Origin of the sequence: Streptomyces sp. KL116D (assembly GCF_030766975.1) — a bacterium.
In the GTDB taxonomy this organism is placed as follows: domain Bacteria; phylum Actinomycetota; class Actinomycetes; order Streptomycetales; family Streptomycetaceae; genus Streptomyces; species Streptomyces longispororuber_A.
Map to the genome: position 1 here is coordinate 347,353 of NZ_JASERH010000142.1, position 15,991 is coordinate 363,343.

Sequence of the window (15,991 nt, forward strand, 5' to 3'; positions counted from 1 at the left end):
CGCCACCGCCTTGTCCGTTTCTTCCGCTATGCCTGGGGGGAACGCAGTTCCCGCCGGAGGATCTTCCCACTTGCCGTCTTCGGAAGGTCGCGCAGGACCTCGACGTCGCGCGGGTACTTGTACGCGGCGAGCCGTTCCTTGCAGTACGACGCCAGCTCGTCCGGCGTCGCGTCGGCCCCGGGGCGCAGGCTCACGTACGCCTTGACGGTCTCGCCGCGATAGGCGTCGGGGACGCCGACGACGGCCGCCTCGCGCACGGCGGGGTGGGTGTAGAGGACGTCCTCGACCTCGCGCGGCCAGACCTTGAAGCCGGACGCGTTGATCATGTCCTTCTTGCGGTCGACGACGTAGAGCCAGCCGTTCTCGTCCATGAAGCCGATGTCGCCGGTGCGCAGCTCGCCGTCCGGGAAGGCCTCGGCGGTGGCGTCGGGACGGCGCCAGTAGCCGGGCACGACCTGCGGGCCGCGCACCGCGATCTCGCCCTGCTCGCCGAAGGGGACCTCCGCGCCGAGGTCGTCGACGATGCGGACCACCGACTCGGGGCCCGGCACGCCGACCGCGAGGGTCCCGGAGACCGGGTCGACCGGCGCCTCGACGCCCGGCGGCACGGACGCGCAGGGCGCGGTGCACTCGGTGAGCCCGTAGCCGTTGTGGATGTACGGGCCGAAGGCGTCGCGGAACTTCTCGACCAGCGCGGGCGGCACGGGCGCGCCGCCCGACGAGATGGAGCTGAAGGACGCGAAGTGCTCCCGGGTCGCCTGCGGCTGCGCGCCGAGCGCCATGAAGGCGGTGGACGGGCCGACCGTGTAGGCGGGGCGGTGCTCGGCGAACGCGTCGAGGACGACGCCCGGTTCGAAGCGGTAGGCGAGGGCGAGGGTGCCGGCGTTGGCGAAGGAGGCGACGAGTTCGCAGACCATGCCGGTGATGTGGAAGAGCGGCGCGAGCGCGAAGTAGGTGGCGCCCTCGGCGAGCCCGAGGCCGGTGCGCTGGCGCTCCGCGTTGTACGTGATGTTGCCGTGCAGGTTGGTGGCGCCCTTCGGGGTGCCGCTCGTCCCGGACGTGTAGCTGATCAGCGCGATGTCGGCGGCGCCGAGTTCGCGGTCCGCCGGCGCCTTGTGGCCGGCGCGTGCCACGGTCACGAGATCGTCGGCGTCGTCGGCCGCCGGGCTCACCCGCTCGAAGCCGAGGACGCGCGCGTCGTTGCGGGTCTGGAGGTCGAGTTCGCAGGCGGTGAGCGCGATGCGGACGGGCGAGTCGGCCGCGGTCTCGCGCAGGTACGACTCCCAGGCGCGGTCCGAGCAGACGAGCCCGGTCACCTCGGCGTCGTGCAGGACGTGCCGCACCTCGCCCGCCTTGTACATGGGGTTGACCGGGACGACGACGGCGCCCGCCTTGAAGGCGCCGAGCAGGGCGAGCACGAAGTGCGGCGAGTTCTGCAGCATGATCGCGACGCGGTCGCCGCGCTCCAGGCCGCGGGCCGCGAGGTGACCGGCCACGGAGTCGGACAGGGCGTCCACCTCCGCGTAGGAGAGCCGGCCGTCGAAGTAGGCGAGGGCGGTGCGGTCGGGGGCGCCGCGCACGGCGTCGGCGAAGGCGTGGGTGACGGAGGCGGCGGGGGTGACGGGGGCCCGCTGGGCGGCGTTGAGGACGCCGAGCCAGGGCTGGGCCGCGTAGACGGACTCGCTCACTGGGCGGCCTCCCACTTCTGCTGGATGTGGTTCATGTTGGTGAGCCAGCGCTCCGGGGTGGCGGCGCGGGCCGCGTAGTACTCGGCGACCTCGGGGTGCGGCAGGATCAGGAAGCGGTCATCGGCGATGCCCGCGAACAGCGCGTCGGCGACGTCCGCGGGCTCGATGGCGGTCGGCGCGAGCACCAGGTCGCCGGCCGATCCGGCGGCCGTGAGCATGTCGGTGCGGACCCCCTGCGGGCAGATCGCGTGGACCTTGAGGCCGCGGTGCCGGTAGGTGAGGGAGAGCCATTCGGCGAAGGCGTACGCGCCGTGCTTGGACACGCTGTACGGGGCGGCGCCGACCATGGTGAGCAGGCCCGCGGCCGAGACGGTGGAGACGAAGCGGCCGCTGCCGCGCTCCAGCCAGCCGGGGAGCAGCGCGTGCGCGGCGCGCACGTGCGCCATCACGTTCACGTCCCAGGCCGCCGCCCAGACCTGCTCGTCGGCGGCCTCGGTGCCGCCGGAGGCGAGGCCCGCGTTGGCGCAGTAGACGTCGACGGTGCCGCCGAGGGCGTCGCGCGCGTCGTCGATGACCGCGGAGGCGTCGCCGGGCACGGCCGTGGCGCCGATCTCGTCGGCGACGGACTTGGCCTTGGCCGCGTCCAGGTCGTTGACGACGACGCGGGCGCCCGCGGCGGCGAAGCGGCGGGCGATGGCGGCGCCGATGCCGCCTCCCGCCCCGGTGACGACGACTGACTGCCCCTGCAAACTCTCCACCATCGGTCTCCTTCGACACGGCTTCGGCACGGCCTCGGCACCACGCGGCGGACGCGGGCACGGCTCCGGTTGCGTCAGCAGACTAACCAGTCGGTATGGAGACCGGGAAGGGGTTCAGGACGGTGATCGCCGCCGGGTTCGTTCCGCGACGGCGATCCGGGCGCTAGCGTGCATGGCCATGCCAGTTCCGGTGATCACGGAGGTTCCTGTGAACGTGTCGAGACGGGCGCTGCTCGCGGCGAGCGCAAGTGCGGGTGTCGCGGGTGGGCTCGGCGCCGGGGGCTCCGCCTCCGCCGCCGACGGAGGAAGACGCCTGCGGACCGGGTTCGAGCGGCTCGCGGCGGACGGTTACGCGCTGCTGGACGGCCAGAAGGTCGGTGTCGTCACCAACCCGACCGGCGTCACCCGAGACGTCCAGCACATCGTCGACGTGATGCACGTCGACGAACGCGTCGACCTGAAGGCGGTGTTCGGGCCCGAGCACGGCTTCCGCGGCACCGCGCAGGCCGGCGGATCGGAGGGCCGCTACGACGACCCGGCGACCGGACTCCCGGTCTACGACACGTACTTGAAGAGCGGCCAGGCGCTCGCCGACGTCTTCACCGCGTCCGGCGTCGACACCATCGTGTTCGACATCCAGGACGCGGGCGCCCGCTTCTACACGTACATCTGGACGCTGTACGACTGCATGGAGGCGGCGCAGCTCGCGGGCAAGAGGTTCGTCGTCCTCGACCGGCCGAACCCGGTGACGGGCCGCAACGCCTACGGGCCGATCATGCACAAGGAGTTCGCGACGTTCGTCGGCCGCCGGGAGATCTCCCAGGCGCACGGCATGACCGTCACCGAGCTGGCCCGCCTCTTCAACGGCGAGTACCTGGCGCACCCGGTCGAGCTGGCCACCGTCACCATGACGGGCTGGAAGCGCCGCGACTTCTACGACGCGTCGGGCCTGCCGTGGGTGCCGCCGAGCCCCAACATGCCGACGCCCGACACGGCGCTGGTGTACTCGGGCACCTGCCTCTTCGAGGGCACGAACCTCTCCGAGGGGCGCGGTACGACCCGCCCCTTCGAACTCCTCGGCGCCGAGGGCGTCGACCGGAAGTGGGCCGCGGCGGCCAATGAACTCGCGCTGCCCGGCGTGCACTTCAGGGAGGCGTACTTCGCCCCCACGTTCTCCAAGTTCCAGGGCAAGACGATCGGCGGCGTCCAGATCCACGTCGACGACCGCGACGCCTTCGACCCGGTCCGCACGGGCATCGGCCTCCTCGTGACGGCCAAGTCGGCCTGGAGCGGCTTCGCCTGGCGCCCGGACAACTGGATCGACAAGCTCACCGGCTCCACCCAGGTCCGCACGATGATCGACGCGGGCGCCTCGACGGACGAGGTGGTGGCGGGCTGGCAGAGCGAGCTGAACGCCTTCCGGGCCGTGCGCCGCCGCTATCTGACGTACAAGTAGGCACCGAGCAGGCACCGAGAGGGTGTCGGGGTCTCAGCAGCCGAGACAGCACGTCTCAGACATTGACTGCACCATGCACGGACCGCGACAGTGCACGACGTGCTGAAATCCGATTCGACCAGGGAAGACACCGCCTCTGCCGCTCCGGCGCAGACCTCCGAACCGGAGAGCCTGCGCCGGGTCGCGGTAGCGAGCTTCATCGGCACGGCCATCGAGTTCTACGACTTCTACGTCTACGGAACGGCCGCCGCCCTCGTCCTCAACGAGGCCTTCTTCCCTAACCTCTCCTCCCTCAACGCCACCCTCGCCTCCTTCTCGACGTACGCCGTCGCGTTCGCCGCCCGGCCCATCGGCTCGCTGGTCTTCGGCCACTTCGGCGACCGGATCGGCCGCAAGTCGGTCCTGGTGGCATCACTGCTCCTGATGGGCCTGTCGACGGCGTGCGTCGGACTGCTCCCCGGCTACGGCACGCTGGGCGTCTGGGCGCCCGTGCTGCTGGTCCTGCTGCGCTTCCTCCAGGGCGTCGGCCTCGGCGGCGAGTGGGGCGGCGCCGCGCTGCTCGCCGTGGAGCACGCGCCGCGCGGCAGACGCGGCATGTTCGCCGCCTTCCCCCAACTCGGCCCGTCCGTGGGCTTCTTCGCGGCGACCGGCATCTTCTGGCTGCTCTCCGAGACCCTGTCCGACGACGCGTTCCGGTCGTGGGGCTGGCGCATCCCGTTCCTGCTGTCCTTCCTCCTGGTCGCGGTCGGCCTGTTCGTCCGGCTGAAGATCAGCGAGACCCCGGTCTTCGCGAAGGTGATGGAAGATCAGGAGGCCAGCAGGGCACCGGCGTTGGAGGTCTTCAAGCGCCACCCCAAGGAGATCCTGCTCGGCGCGGGCGGCATGATCGTCGCGTACGGGCTGTTCTACACGGCCACGACGTACTGCCTGGCGTACGGCACGAAGACGCTCGGCGTCCCGCGCAGCACGATGCTCGCGGTGTCCCTGGTGGCGTGCCTGTTCCTCGCGGCGGGGACCTGGCTGGCGGCGACGCGCTCGGACGCGGGCGGGCGCCGCAGGATGGTGCTGATCGGGTCCGCGCTCGCGATCGTGTGGGGGCTCGCCCTGTTCCCGCTGATGGACACCGAACAGCCGGTGCTCATCGCGCTCGCGCTCGGCGGCGCCCTGTTCTGCATGGGCGTGGTCTACGGACCGATGGGCGCCTATCTGCCGGAGCTGTTCGGGGTGCGGGTGCGCTACTCGGGGGCGTCCTTCGCCTACAACCTGGGCGGGGTGCTCGGCGGTGCGGTGGCGCCGCTGGTGGCGACCCGGCTGCAGAGCGCCTTCGGCTCGTCGTCGGTGGGCTGGTACGTGAGCGCGATGGCGGTCGTGTCGCTGCTGTGCGTACTGGCGCTGCCGGAGACGCGGGAGCGCGAACTGGGCTGACGCGCCCCGATTTGGCGTCCATGGCGTATGGCCAACCCCCGCGCGGCGCAGGACGATGCGGCACACCGCACGGACGACTGCACGGGGGTTGGCCATGGCCGTACCGGAAGTTCACGTACGTCCCTACTGGGAGCTGACGTTCGACGCCGACGGGGACCCCGATCCGGCGCGGCGCGACCGGCTGTTGCGCGAGGTGCGCGAGCGGGGGGTGCGGGACCTCGTCGTGTTCGCGCACGGCTGGAACAACGACCGGTCGATCGCGACCCGCCTCTACGACCGCTTCTTCGCGCCGTTCCCGGCGCTCGCGCCCGGCGCGCACCTGGGGTACGTGGGCGTGCTGTGGCCGTCGATGCGGTTCTCGGACGAGCCGATCCCCGACTTCGACCCGTCGGCCGTGCCCGCCGCGACGGCGCCGCGCACGACGCTGGACAAGGGGACACGGCAGGCGCTGCACGAGGTCTTCGCCGGTCAGGACACGGTCGTGGACCGGCTCGCGCGACTGCTCGACGAACAGCCCGACAGGCAGGGCGTGTTCGACGAGTTCGGCGGGCTCGTGGCCCAGCTGGTGGGCACCCCGGCCGTCGCTCCCGACGCCGACGCCGAGGCCGACGACGCGGACGAGCGGCACGCCGCGCCCGCGATGTTCCGCAAGGACACCCGCGGCGTCTGCCTGGAGTTCGCCGAGGCCCTGGAGGAGACGGCCCAAGGAGTGGCCTCCTTCCGTTGGCCGGCCGGCGTGTCCAAGGTGTGGCAGGGCGCGCACGAACTGCTGCGCCAGGCGACGTACTTCGCCATGAAGAAGCGGGCCGGGAAGGTCGGCAGGGCCGGGCTCGGTCCGGCGCTCGGCCGGCTCGCGCACGACGCTCCGGAGGTGCGCGTGCACCTGGTGGGCCACAGCTTCGGGGCGCGGCTCGTGTCGTTCGCGCTGGCCGGACTGCCGGCGCAGACGCGGAACGTGAAGTCGGTGACGCTGCTCCAAGGCGCCTTCTCGCACTACGCGTTCGCCCCCCAGGGCACCCTCCACGGTCAACAGGCGCGCATCGACGGCCCGTTGGTGTCCTGCTACTCGCACTTCGACACGGCCCTGGGCGTGATGTACCCGCTCGCGTCCCGGCTCGCCGGCGAGGACCGCGACATCGCGGGCCTCGGCATGCGCTGGGGTGCCATCGGCTTCGACGGGATCCAGTCCGTCGCCGGCGCCGTACGCTCATCCCTGGCCGAGGTGCTGCGCACCGGGGTCCCGGCGTCCGGCTGTGTCAGCGTCGACGCGGCCCAGGTCGTCCGGTACGGACCGCCGCCCTCGGGGGCCCACAGCGACATCTGCCACGAGGAGCTGGCCCGCGTCGTCCTCGGCGCGGGGCGGGTGCCCCACTAGCTCCGGCCGCCGGCCGCCGCGTGACGACTCGCCGGGGGCCGCGGAACCCGCAGTCGCACCCGCACCGTCGATGCGGTGCCGCGACGCGACTGCGGGTACGGGACTACCGGTGGGCCGGGAACTCCACGACCTGCTGGTAGGTGGGGCGGTTCTGCCACTGCATGGTGCGGTGGGTGATGCCGCCCAGGGCGCGGTGGTTGATGGTGTCCGCGCACCACTGGTCACCGGCCTTGCAGAGGTCGTCGCCGGGATAGACCTCCGTGGCGGGCTCGGCGGCGGCCGTGGCGAGCGACGCGAGGAGGGCGTCGCGGCAGGCCGAGAGGTCGCCCGCGCCGCAGTACTGCGCGCCCAGCTTCCCCTGCACCGGCTGTCCGAGGACGGAGCGGAGGTCCTTGTCGGCGTATCCCCACCAGCCGTACTGGAACGCGGAGCCCGCGTGCGATCCGGTGGGTCCGTGTCCGGCGGACGGTGCCTCGTCGATGCTCAGCTGACCGGTGAGGGCCTGGTAGAGGTCGTCGCCGAGACCCGGCTTGAACTCGGCCTCGACGAGCCGCGGCCACCACGCGTCCATGATGCGCACGGCGTCGGGATGGGCGTAGGTCTTCGACCCGGCCGACGTCTGGTTGCGCTGGGCGCCCGCCTTGCGCCAGGCCTCCAACTGCTGCACGGCCTTGGCCAATTGCGGGTCGTCGACCGGCTTGCTGCGGATGACCTTGAGGATCTCCGGGAGCACCTGCTCGCCGCGCAGGTCGGTCACCGCGGCCTCTTCCATGGCCTGGGTGAGCGAGGCCCGGGTGACGCCGCCCTCCTCGGTCAGCTTCTTCACGCGGCCGTCGAGGAGGTCGCCGCGATGGACCGCGCCGAGGCTGAAGTTGGCCGCGGTGAAGTCCTTGGCCTGCTTGTTGTTCCAGGAGATGTAGTAGTCCTGGTCGACGGAGTGCGGGTGCTGGGCCGGTGGCGTGTACGCGGCCGTGTTCTCGGCCGGGTCGAAGTCCTGCCACTCGTAGGCCCGTTCGGCCCGCACCGGCAGTGACATGTCGACGTCGGCCGCGCGCACCGGGTTGGCGCCGCTGTTGTAGTAGGCGATGTCCCGCGAGTCGGCGTAGAACCAGTTGAAGGCGTAGCTGATGTGCTGCGCGGCCTTCTGGAACGACGCGGCGTCCGTCACGTAGGACGGGTCGTTCAGCATCTGGAAGCCGATGATCGAGTCGGCCTCGTGGCGGTACGTGGAGCGCAGCGAGGTGTACGCGACGGGTTTGCCGTCGACGGTGGCGCGGTGCGTGACGATGCCGTACTGGGTGCGCAGCACCTGCATCCGGTAGGAGCCGGCGGCCGTCGAGTCGGCGACGGTCGGCTTCCAGGCGTTCTTCTTCTCCAGCTTCTCCATCGGGGTGCAGGTGCCGCGGTACAGGTACGACGTGGACTGCTTGGTGGGCGCCGAACCGTCCGGCTCGCACAGCGGTACCGCGTAGGTGTCCGTGATGTCCTGGCCCGCGGAGGTCGCCGACCAGGCGTAGTCCTGGCCGCGGCCGAGCTGGATGTACATGCCGACGCCCGCGAAGGAGACGCCGCGCGCGCTGATGCCGGGGCCCTGCAGCTCCTGCATCATCAGCAGCTGGGGCGCGAAGTAGCCGGTCTGGGGGCCGAACACGGCGACCGGGTTGCCGGAGGCGGTGTGCTTGCCGGAGACGAGCAGCGCGTTCGACATGCCCTTCTTGGACGCCGAGTCCGTGAACAGGTCGGCGGGCAGCACCCCGTCGTCGTACATGCCCTGGAGCGGTTTCAGCCTCTTCGGCGCCTTCACCGGGTCCTTGGCCACGGACTTCGTGGACTCCGTGGCGGCCGAGCCGGTGCGGTCGTACACCAGGGGTTCGCGGTCGACGGAGCCCTGGTCGGGCAGGGCCTGACCGCGCGCCTTCGCCGGCTTCGTGCCGTACGGGAAGCTGGTGCCGTCGTGGACGGTGGTGACGGCCTCGGGGTCGTTGCGCCCGCGGAACGACTCCCAGACCTCGGTGCCCTTCTCGACGCCGTACTTCTGCTGGGCCGCGAGGAGCGAGAGGGCCGCGTCGACCTCTCCCCCGCCGCCGTTGCCGAAGAGGCCGCCGACCACGGAGGCCAGCGCGATCATGTCGGTCACCTTGAACGGCTGGATCTCGCCGATGTTCGTGATCGCGTCGATCTTGCCGGTGAGGACGTACTCGCCCGGGAAGTAGCGGCCGTTCTTGGACTTCACGCGGTAGGCGTTGAGGCCGTCTATGTAGGCCTGCGCGTCGGCCATGGCCTGCTCGCCGCGGGCGCCGCCGCTCTTCTTGATGAAGGCGACCTGCTTCTCCAGATCCTCCTCCGTGTACGGGGCCTGCGGCCAGAACTCCTGCTCCAGGCCCTGGTTGGCGAGGGCGCCGCCCGCGAAGGACGTCAGCTCGCCGCGGCCGATGTGGCGGAACAGGTCGATCAGCCAGAGGCGGTCCTGACCTGCGGCGTAGCCGGCGCCGAACTCGGTTCCGTAGCGCGTGGAACCTTTGACGTGGGGTACGCCGTTCTTCTTGTCACGGGTGATCGTCACGTCGTCGCGGGGGCGGGTGACGGATCCGACCTGGTCGTCCGGGACACCGAAGGAGGAGTCGTTGAAGAAATTCGTGAGTGTGTCGTCCGTGAGTGAGGGATACCCGGACGACAGCGCGTCATAAGGACCGATCTGATCGTCGGCGTGGGCGGGCTGGGTTCCGAACAGCTTGTTGCCGAGGATCTCGGCGAGCGTGGCGCTGCCGTTCGCACCGGGCGGCAGGATGTCCGCGCACTGACCTTCGCAGTAGTCGGTGGCCGGTACGGGTTCGTCGGCGGCGGCAGCCGTCGACAACGGGGAGAGCAGTCCCGCGGTGAGCACGAGGGCCGCGGCGGCCGTACCTCTCCTGAAAAGGCTTCTGTGCAGGGTGGTTCGTGGGATGCGTCGTCGCATGCCTGGTCCTCCCGACGATGGTGAGCCGGAGGTTACCGGCGGTTAGCCAACGACAGAAGATGAACATGCGTCACGTTTTCAGGATCACCACAGGGATCACTCAGCGGCTCCCGGGCCTCAGAACGTGCCGGTGATGGCCCCCATCGGAAATCGGATGGGACCGACCGGCCCTCGGAGGGATCCGAATCGCGTGTCGATACGTCTACTCGGCAACGTCGCTTCATGGCTGCGGCGACGCCGACGTACGTGTGACGGAGGTGCAGGGCGATGGCCGGATTCCGGAGTCTGGCAAGACAGGTGCGCGATCCGCGCAACGATCTGGCACTGCGGCGGTACTCACTGCGCAAGTGCCTCGAGAGGTTTGCCCCCTACGGTCACCGGGCGACCTGGGACCATCTGTGCTCCCGGGCCGGCTTCGGTCCCGAGGACCGCTCCCCCGACCCGGCCAGGCTGGTCGCGGCGCTGGAGGAGCTGGAGGAGGCGCGGGCCGTCTGGCTCGCGTACGAAGTCGCCTTCGCGGAGCGCAGGCGCAAGGAGAAGCACGACGGGCTGCGCCGCCCCGGCAGCGTGGACGACTGGCACCGGCTGACCTGGGGCGGCTTCGGGGTCGCCTGGTGCGACGACCCGTCGGTGCATCCCACCGAACCGCTGGCCGAGGTACTGCGCCGGCTGATCGCCGCGCTGGAGCGCGAGCCGGGCCACGGCTGCCCGGTGTGCGCGGGCAGCGGGCTCGTCTGGAACCACGACCTGGCGCACGAACCGTCGTCGGGCCCCGTCTGCACCCGCTGCGGCATCGTCGTGCCGCGGCCCGTTCTCACACCCGCGGCCCTGGCGGAGGCCAGGCGCGCGCGGCTGTTGGTCTCGGCGTAGCGCGACGGGGGTGCGGACCGGTGACCACCGGCGCACCCCCGGATCCACCCGGGCCCGGCCCGCTTCAGCCCGGGATCACCTCGAGTCGCTGCCGGTCGAGCAGGTACTCCGGCAGGTACGGACGGCCGGTGGTCCCGAGCGGGAAGTCCATGTCGTACGCGAGGCAGGCGAGGGCCAGCGGTCCGAGCGCCACCCGGGCACGCGGCGCCGCCGCGTCGCCCCAGTAACTCCCGTGCTGCGCGAGGGCTTCCGCGAGCGCGTCCGCGAACGCGTCGTGGTCCTGGGTGAGCAGCCGGTGGAACAGGGCGACCGGCTGGTAGTCGATCGCGTTCAGGAAGTCCTTGGGCGCGTGCGTCGCGACGTCCGGGTGGGTCTTCTCCATCACGGCGACGAGCTTCTCGACGACGTCGTCCACGGGGCGGCGCAGCCAGTGGCTCTGCAGGACGTCGACCCAGTGCAGGACGTAGTCGTCGACCGGGGCGTCCCCGCCGCGCAGCGCGTCGAGCGGCACCTGGCAGAGCCGGGTGGTGCGGTCGCGCTCGCGGGTGACGAGGGTGAGGTAGTAGGCGTCGAGCCAGGCACGGGCGTCGGAGTGCGCCGCGGGCCCGGCGGAGGGCACCGTCGGCTCCCGCTCGCCGAGCGGCACCACGACCTCCTTGGTCTCGGTGAACAGGGCGCTGCCGAGCTGCAGCGCGGCCACCCAGGCGTCCCAGGTCTCCACCCGGTCGGCGCGGGGGTCGCTCGCGGCGTGCGCGTGGGCGAGGGCGACGGCCGAGGCGAAGGCGTCCGGGAGCCGCTCCGGTTCCGCGCCGAGCCGCTCGATCAACTCGACGGTGGCGTCGGCGAGTTCGGCGGGGCCGGCCGGGCGGGCGGACGTCACGAGCCGGCCGGCCCGGTCGAGTCCGCGCAGCGCCTTCAGCATGCCGAGGAGGGCGTCCGGCGGCTGCTGCGCGACGGTGCGGGCCTCGTGGTCGATGACGGTGAGCGAGGTGAGGCGCCCCTCGTGCCACCAGTAGACGCGCGGCGAGAGCGAGCCGGGGCCGTCGTCGTGGGCCTTGACGGCGTACGTGGCGAGGTCGTTGACGGCGTCGACCGCGCTGCCGTCGACGATCGGGTGGAACGCGAGCAGGTGCCGGGTCGGCACGACGACGAGCGCGCCCGCGTCGGGCATCCGCCGCCCGGTCACCTCGGCGACCAGCTCGGGCAGGATGAGTGCCTTGCCCGCGACGAACGGCGAGTCGCCGTACACGGAGTGCAGGACCGGGTGCCCGTCGAGCCTGACCTCCTCGTGCCGGATCGGGGCGCGGACGAGGTTGCGCTGCCCCGCGGCCCACAGCGCGTCGGCGCCCGCCCGTTCGACGTCGGTGTCGTCGAGGATCCGTACGGAGGTGGGGCTGTCGAGCGCGAGGGCGAGGTGCAGGCCGTCGGCGACGCCGCGGAGGTAGCCGAAGCCGTCGGCGGGCAGCGAACCGGCGGGCACCAGCCGCAGACAGGTCGCGGCGAGCAGTTCCTCGGCGCTCTCCCCGCCCGACGACGCGTCGGCGAGCGCGTCGAAGAACCCCGCGACCAGCTCGGGCCACTCCTCCTCGGGGGTGGCGCGGCAGCGCTGCGCGAGGTTCGTCAGCGGGTACCGGCGCTCGCCCGCCTCCGCCGTGTCGCCGACGACCGTGGGGCGGGTGCCGGTACGGGTGTGCAGGTGGCCGGCGACGAGGGCGCGCAGGCGGTCGGCCTGCGCGACGGTGAGCGAAGGGAGCTGAGCGTCGAGCGTGTCGTGTGGTGTCACGCCCCCGACTCTACGAGGCGGGCCTCCGACGTGCCGGTGTCCGGCAGGAACCACCGCCTGACGGCGTCACGAACTCCCGTGCGGAGAACGGCCTTTGGCGTCGTCGTCCGACCCGGAACGTCAGGGCCTGATCACGTCCGTCTCGATCGCCAGCTTGAACTCGGCGAGCACGAGCGGCACGGCGATCCCCTTGTCGCCGCTGCGGGCGGAGATCTTCAGGCCGACCGGGGTGCCGGGGTGCACGAACATCTGCCAGGTGTACGAGCGGTACTGGCCGCCGCCGGTCGCCGAGATGTCCGTGGTGGCGGTCGAGTCGTAGCCGGTGGAGAGGTCCAGCGGGTCGCGCACGAAGCGGGCGCGGTACTCGGTGGCCCTGCTGTCCGCCTTCCAGAACACCAGGGCGGAGAGGGTGCCCCAGCCGTCGTGGCTGGGCCAGACGAGACCGGAGCGGGCGTCGGGGTACGTGGAGGTGCCTCCGCCGCCGGCCGGGTCGTGCATCTTCCACGGGTCGTACGACTCCTCGGCCGCCGCGTACGGGAACCGCACGAGGTGGTAGCCGTCGCTGTCGTACCTGAGGGTCTGTGCGCCGGAGCGGGCGGCCTCGTACTTGAGTGAGGTGATCGCGAGTGGCATGACGTGCTCTCCCCCGAGTGCTGTCGCTGTTGTCGCTGTGGCTGCTGTCGGTGCCGGCTGGCACCATCGCGTGCATGACCTTCGTGCAGGTGTGTCTGAACGGTGCTCGTGGTGCGGGCGACGGCGCGGTGGTGCCCCTGTCGCCGGGCTCGCTGGCGGACTCCGCCGCGGCGGCGGTCGCGGCCGGCGCATCGGATGTGCATGTCCACCCCAAGTCTCCTTGTGGACAAGACACGTTGTCGCCGCGTTCGGTTGCGGCGACGCTCGACGCGATCAGGGCCCGGGTGACGGTGCCGGTCGGGGTGACGACGGGCGCGTGGGCCGAGCCGGACGCGGCGGCGCGGGTGGCGCGGGTCCGCGCGTGGACGACGCTGCCGGACCACGCGTCGGTGAACTGGCACGAGGAGGGGGCCGAGGAGGTCGCCGCCGCGCTGCTGGAGCGGGGCGTCGGGGTGGAGGCGGGACTGTGGTCCGGCACGGACGGGGCGGAGCGGTTCGCGGTGTCGCCGCTGCGGGGGCGGGTGTTGCGGGTGCTGGCCGAGGTCACGGACCCGGATCCGGCCACGGCCGAGGAGTCGGCGCGGGCGCTGCTCGAAGCGGTCGGCGCCGGGCACGGGCGGCCGGTGCTGCTGCACGGGGAGGAGGGCGGGGCGTGGCCGGTGCTGCGGCTGGCCGTGCGGCTGGGCCTTGCGACGCGGGTGGGACTGGAGGACACACTGGTCCTGCCGGACGGGGAACGGGCCACGGGGAACGCCCCGTTGGTACGGGCGGCGCTGGGCGGATGAGGCGCCGCGCCGCTTCCCGCAGAGCCGCACACCGACTCCCCGCAGGGCCGCACATCGCCGCCTAGCAGGTGGAATTCCCGTCGCGCCAGCCGTTTCCCGTGCGGAGAGTTGGGCGGGACGAGAGCCGTACCAGCCCGAGGAGAATCGCCCTCATGTCGACGCTGCGCGTCACCGCCGAGAGCCTGACCATCCATCCCCACCCGAACGCCGACGCCCTCGAACTGGCCCAGGTGGGCCTGTATCGCGCGGTCGTCGCCAAGGGGGCGTACCGGACCGGGGACACCGCCGTGTACATCCCCGAGCAGTCCGTGCTCCCGCCGCCGCTCATCGAGGAGCTGGGGCTGACCGGGCGGCTCGCGGGCGGGAACGCGGACCGGGTGAAGGCGGTGCGGCTGCGCGGGGAGCTGTCGCAGGGGATCGTGTGCCGGCCCAGGGCGCTGGCCGGGGTCGACCTCGGCGCGGCGGCCGGGGACGGCACGGACTTCGCGGAGCTGCTCGGGATCACCAAGTGGGTGCCGCCGGTGCCGCCGACCATGAACGGCGACGTGGAGAGCGCGCCGGAGCTGCTGCCGTGGGTCGACATCGAGAACATCGCGCGCTACCCGGACGTGTTCGCGCCCGGTGAGCCGGTGGTCGTCACGGAGAAGCTGCACGGGTCGGCGTGCCTGGTGACGTACGTCGCGGCCGACGAGCGGGTGTACGTGTCGTCGAAGGGGTTCGGCGCCAAGTCCCTGGCGCTGAAGGAGGATCCGCGGAACCTGTACTGGCGGGCCGTGCGCGGGCACGGGGTCGCCGAGGCCGCCGCGCGGATCGCCGGACGGCTCGGCGCGGCGCGCGTCGGGATCTTCGGCGAGGTGTACGGCGCGGGGGTGCAGGACCTGACGTACGGCGCCGACGGCCGCAGGGACACGCTGGGTTACGCGGTGTTCGATGTCGCCGCGGAGATCGGCGGGGAGGTGTGCTGGCTGTCGGCCGACGCGCTGCTCGACGGTGAACTGCCGCTCGTACCGCGGCTGTTCGACGGACCGTACGACGTCGAACGCGTCCTGGAGCTCGCCACGGGGCGGGAGACCGTGTCGGGGCGCGACCTGCATCTGCGCGAGGGCGTGGTGATCCGTCCGGCCGTGGAGCGGTACAGCCCGGTCACCGGTGGGCGGGCCATCGCCAAGGCGGTCAGCCCGGCGTACCTGACCCGCAAGGGCGGCACCGAGTACGAGTGACGGCGCCGCCGGTCAGGACGGAGCGGGACGCTCCCGGCGCTCCGCCATCAGGCGGGAGCCGGTGAGCCGCTCGCCGAAGACGTCGTCCGGGTTGGACAGGACGCAGGTGTCCAGGGAGAGGCAGCCGCAGCCGATGCAGTCGGTCAGGTGGTCGCGCAGCCGGCTCAGCTGCTTGATCCGCTCGTCCAGCTCGGACCGCCAGGCCTCGGAGAGGTGCGCCCAGTCGTCGTGGGTCGGGGTGCGCTCCTCCGGGAGTTCGGCGAGCGCGTCGCGGATGGTGGCGAGCGGGATGCCGACGCGCTGGGCGGCGCGGATGAAGGCGACCCGGCGCAGGGTGTCCCGGGTGTAGCGGCGCTGGTTGCCGGAGGTGCGGCGGCTGCTGATCAGGCCCTTGGCCTCGTAGAAGTGGAGGGCGGACACGGCGGCCCCGCTGCGCGCCGACACCTGGCCGACGCTGAGCTCGTGGATCTTCTCCGGGATCTGTGGCACCCGGCCGAGCCTATCCTCCGGGCGGACCCGTTGTTAGCATGCCAGGAGCACTGAGCAAGCGCTTAGACATTCGACATGGAGGCGACGGAAGATGGCCGAGCCGCGGGTTTTCAAGAGCATCGACGAGCTGAAGGGCGCCGTGGGCGAGCAGCTCGGGTACAGCGACTGGGTCGAGATCGAGCAGCAGCGGATCGACCGGTTCGCCGAGGCCACCGGTGACCACCAGTGGATCCACGTCGACCCGGAGCGCGCCAAGGACGGGCCGTTCGGCACGACCATCGCGCACGGCTACCTGACGCTGTCGCTGCTCCCGCTGTTCGGGCCGCAGCTGCTGTCGGTCGAGGGCATGAAGATGGGCGTGAACTACGGGACGAACAAGGTCCGCTTCCCCGCTCCGGTCCCGGTCGGCTCCCGGCTGCGGGCCACCGCGACGATCACGTCCGTGGACGACGTGCCGGGCGGCGTGCAGCTGGCCGTGGCGTTCACGGTGGAGCGGGACGGCGGCGACAAGCCGGTCTGCGTCGCCGAGTCGGTGTCCCGCTACTACCTGTGA

Annotated in this window: 13 protein-coding genes; 7 read left to right on the forward strand and 6 right to left on the reverse strand. The window is 72.0% G+C overall.

Features of this window, described 5'->3' with window-relative positions; all coding sequences use genetic code 11:
• Nucleotides 1–26 precede the first annotated feature (26 nt).
• Nucleotides 27–1,688: a class I adenylate-forming enzyme family protein gene (locus RBJ77_RS56565; RefSeq protein WP_372352112.1), complete on the reverse strand. Its 1,662-nt coding sequence runs from the start codon at nucleotides 1,686–1,688 to the stop codon at nucleotides 27–29.
• On the reverse strand, nucleotides 1,685–2,449 hold the full coding sequence (locus RBJ77_RS56570) for an SDR family oxidoreductase (RefSeq protein ID WP_372352113.1): 765 nt from the start codon (nucleotides 2,447–2,449) through the stop codon (nucleotides 1,685–1,687). The genes RBJ77_RS56565 and RBJ77_RS56570 overlap by 4 nt, the downstream gene beginning before the upstream one ends.
• A gap of 205 nt (nucleotides 2,450–2,654) precedes the next feature.
• Here RBJ77_RS56570 and RBJ77_RS56575 point away from each other — a divergent pair, with 205 nt between their 5' ends.
• The 3 genes from RBJ77_RS56575 (at nucleotide 2,655) to RBJ77_RS56585 (ending at nucleotide 6,702) form a co-directional block, all read left to right on the forward strand.
• Nucleotides 2,655–3,902, forward strand: coding sequence for an exo-beta-N-acetylmuramidase NamZ domain-containing protein (locus tag RBJ77_RS56575; RefSeq protein WP_372352114.1), 1,248 nt, complete (start codon nucleotides 2,655–2,657; stop codon nucleotides 3,900–3,902).
• A 102-nt stretch (nucleotides 3,903–4,004) separates the two neighbouring features.
• The gene (locus RBJ77_RS56580) at nucleotides 4,005–5,327 is read left to right on the forward strand and encodes an MFS transporter (protein WP_372352166.1); all 1,323 of its coding nucleotides are present in this window, start codon (nucleotides 4,005–4,007) and stop codon (nucleotides 5,325–5,327) included.
• Between the two features lie 94 nt (nucleotides 5,328–5,421).
• Nucleotides 5,422–6,702, forward strand: coding sequence for a serine-threonine protein kinase (locus RBJ77_RS56585; protein ID WP_372352115.1), 1,281 nt, complete (start codon nucleotides 5,422–5,424; stop codon nucleotides 6,700–6,702).
• Between the two features lie 103 nt (nucleotides 6,703–6,805).
• On the opposite strand, the gene RBJ77_RS56590 is transcribed toward RBJ77_RS56585, so the two are convergent.
• Complete coding sequence (locus RBJ77_RS56590; RefSeq protein WP_372352116.1) at nucleotides 6,806–9,658, reverse strand: penicillin acylase family protein; 2,853 nt, start codon at nucleotides 9,656–9,658, stop codon at nucleotides 6,806–6,808.
• Nucleotides 9,659–9,925: 267 nt separating this feature from the next.
• Between RBJ77_RS56590 and RBJ77_RS56595 the strand changes: the two genes are divergently transcribed.
• Nucleotides 9,926–10,528 (forward strand): hypothetical protein, encoded by a 603-nt coding sequence (locus tag RBJ77_RS56595; RefSeq protein WP_255973070.1) that lies wholly within the window; start codon nucleotides 9,926–9,928, stop codon nucleotides 10,526–10,528.
• Nucleotides 10,529–10,592: 64 nt separating this feature from the next.
• Here RBJ77_RS56595 and RBJ77_RS56600 read toward each other — a convergent pair whose 3' ends face one another.
• On the reverse strand, nucleotides 10,593–12,311 hold the full coding sequence (locus RBJ77_RS56600; protein WP_372352117.1) for an immunity 49 family protein: 1,719 nt from the start codon (nucleotides 12,309–12,311) through the stop codon (nucleotides 10,593–10,595).
• A gap of 120 nt (nucleotides 12,312–12,431) precedes the next feature.
• Nucleotides 12,432–12,944 carry a hypothetical protein gene (locus tag RBJ77_RS56605; protein ID WP_372352118.1) on the reverse strand — a complete coding sequence of 171 codons (513 nt, stop codon included), beginning with the start codon at nucleotides 12,942–12,944 and terminating at the stop codon, nucleotides 12,432–12,434.
• Nucleotides 12,945–13,018: 74 nt separating this feature from the next.
• Here RBJ77_RS56605 and RBJ77_RS56610 point away from each other — a divergent pair, with 74 nt between their 5' ends.
• Together RBJ77_RS56610 and RBJ77_RS56615 are read left to right on the forward strand one after the other, a co-directional pair.
• Nucleotides 13,019–13,729: a 3-keto-5-aminohexanoate cleavage protein gene (locus RBJ77_RS56610; protein WP_372352119.1), complete on the forward strand. Its 711-nt coding sequence runs from the start codon at nucleotides 13,019–13,021 to the stop codon at nucleotides 13,727–13,729.
• Nucleotides 13,730–13,881: 152 nt separating this feature from the next.
• Nucleotides 13,882–14,949: an RNA ligase (ATP) gene (locus RBJ77_RS56615; RefSeq protein WP_372352120.1), complete on the forward strand. Its 1,068-nt coding sequence runs from the start codon at nucleotides 13,882–13,884 to the stop codon at nucleotides 14,947–14,949.
• A 12-nt stretch (nucleotides 14,950–14,961) separates the two neighbouring features.
• Here the strand turns inward: RBJ77_RS56615 and soxR are convergent, their stop codons facing one another.
• Nucleotides 14,962–15,438 carry a redox-sensitive transcriptional activator SoxR gene (gene soxR / locus RBJ77_RS56620; RefSeq protein ID WP_372352121.1) on the reverse strand — a complete coding sequence of 159 codons (477 nt, stop codon included), beginning with the start codon at nucleotides 15,436–15,438 and terminating at the stop codon, nucleotides 14,962–14,964.
• 91 nt (nucleotides 15,439–15,529) lie between these two features.
• Here soxR and RBJ77_RS56625 point away from each other — a divergent pair, with 91 nt between their 5' ends.
• Nucleotides 15,530–15,991 (forward strand): MaoC family dehydratase, encoded by a 462-nt coding sequence (locus RBJ77_RS56625; protein WP_372352122.1) that lies wholly within the window; start codon nucleotides 15,530–15,532, stop codon nucleotides 15,989–15,991.

What these genes read in the sequence shown, in the direction of transcription:
- RBJ77_RS56595 (WP_255973070.1), top strand. Translation starts at nt 9,926, where the DNA reads ATGGCCGGATTCCGGAGTCTGGCAAGACAGGTGCGCGATCCGCGCAAC.
- RBJ77_RS56590 (WP_372352116.1), bottom strand. Translation starts at nt 9,658, where the DNA reads ATGCGACGACGCATCCCACGAACCACCCTGCACAGAAGCCTTTTCAGG.
- RBJ77_RS56605 (WP_372352118.1), bottom strand. Translation starts at nt 12,944, where the DNA reads ATGCCACTCGCGATCACCTCACTCAAGTACGAGGCCGCCCGCTCCGGC.
- RBJ77_RS56570 (WP_372352113.1), bottom strand. Translation starts at nt 2,449, where the DNA reads ATGGTGGAGAGTTTGCAGGGGCAGTCAGTCGTCGTCACCGGGGCGGGA.
- RBJ77_RS56585 (WP_372352115.1), top strand. Translation starts at nt 5,422, where the DNA reads ATGGCCGTACCGGAAGTTCACGTACGTCCCTACTGGGAGCTGACGTTC.
- RBJ77_RS56615 (WP_372352120.1), top strand. Translation starts at nt 13,882, where the DNA reads ATGTCGACGCTGCGCGTCACCGCCGAGAGCCTGACCATCCATCCCCAC.
- RBJ77_RS56610 (WP_372352119.1), top strand. Translation starts at nt 13,019, where the DNA reads ATGACCTTCGTGCAGGTGTGTCTGAACGGTGCTCGTGGTGCGGGCGAC.
- RBJ77_RS56625 (WP_372352122.1), top strand. Translation starts at nt 15,530, where the DNA reads ATGGCCGAGCCGCGGGTTTTCAAGAGCATCGACGAGCTGAAGGGCGCC.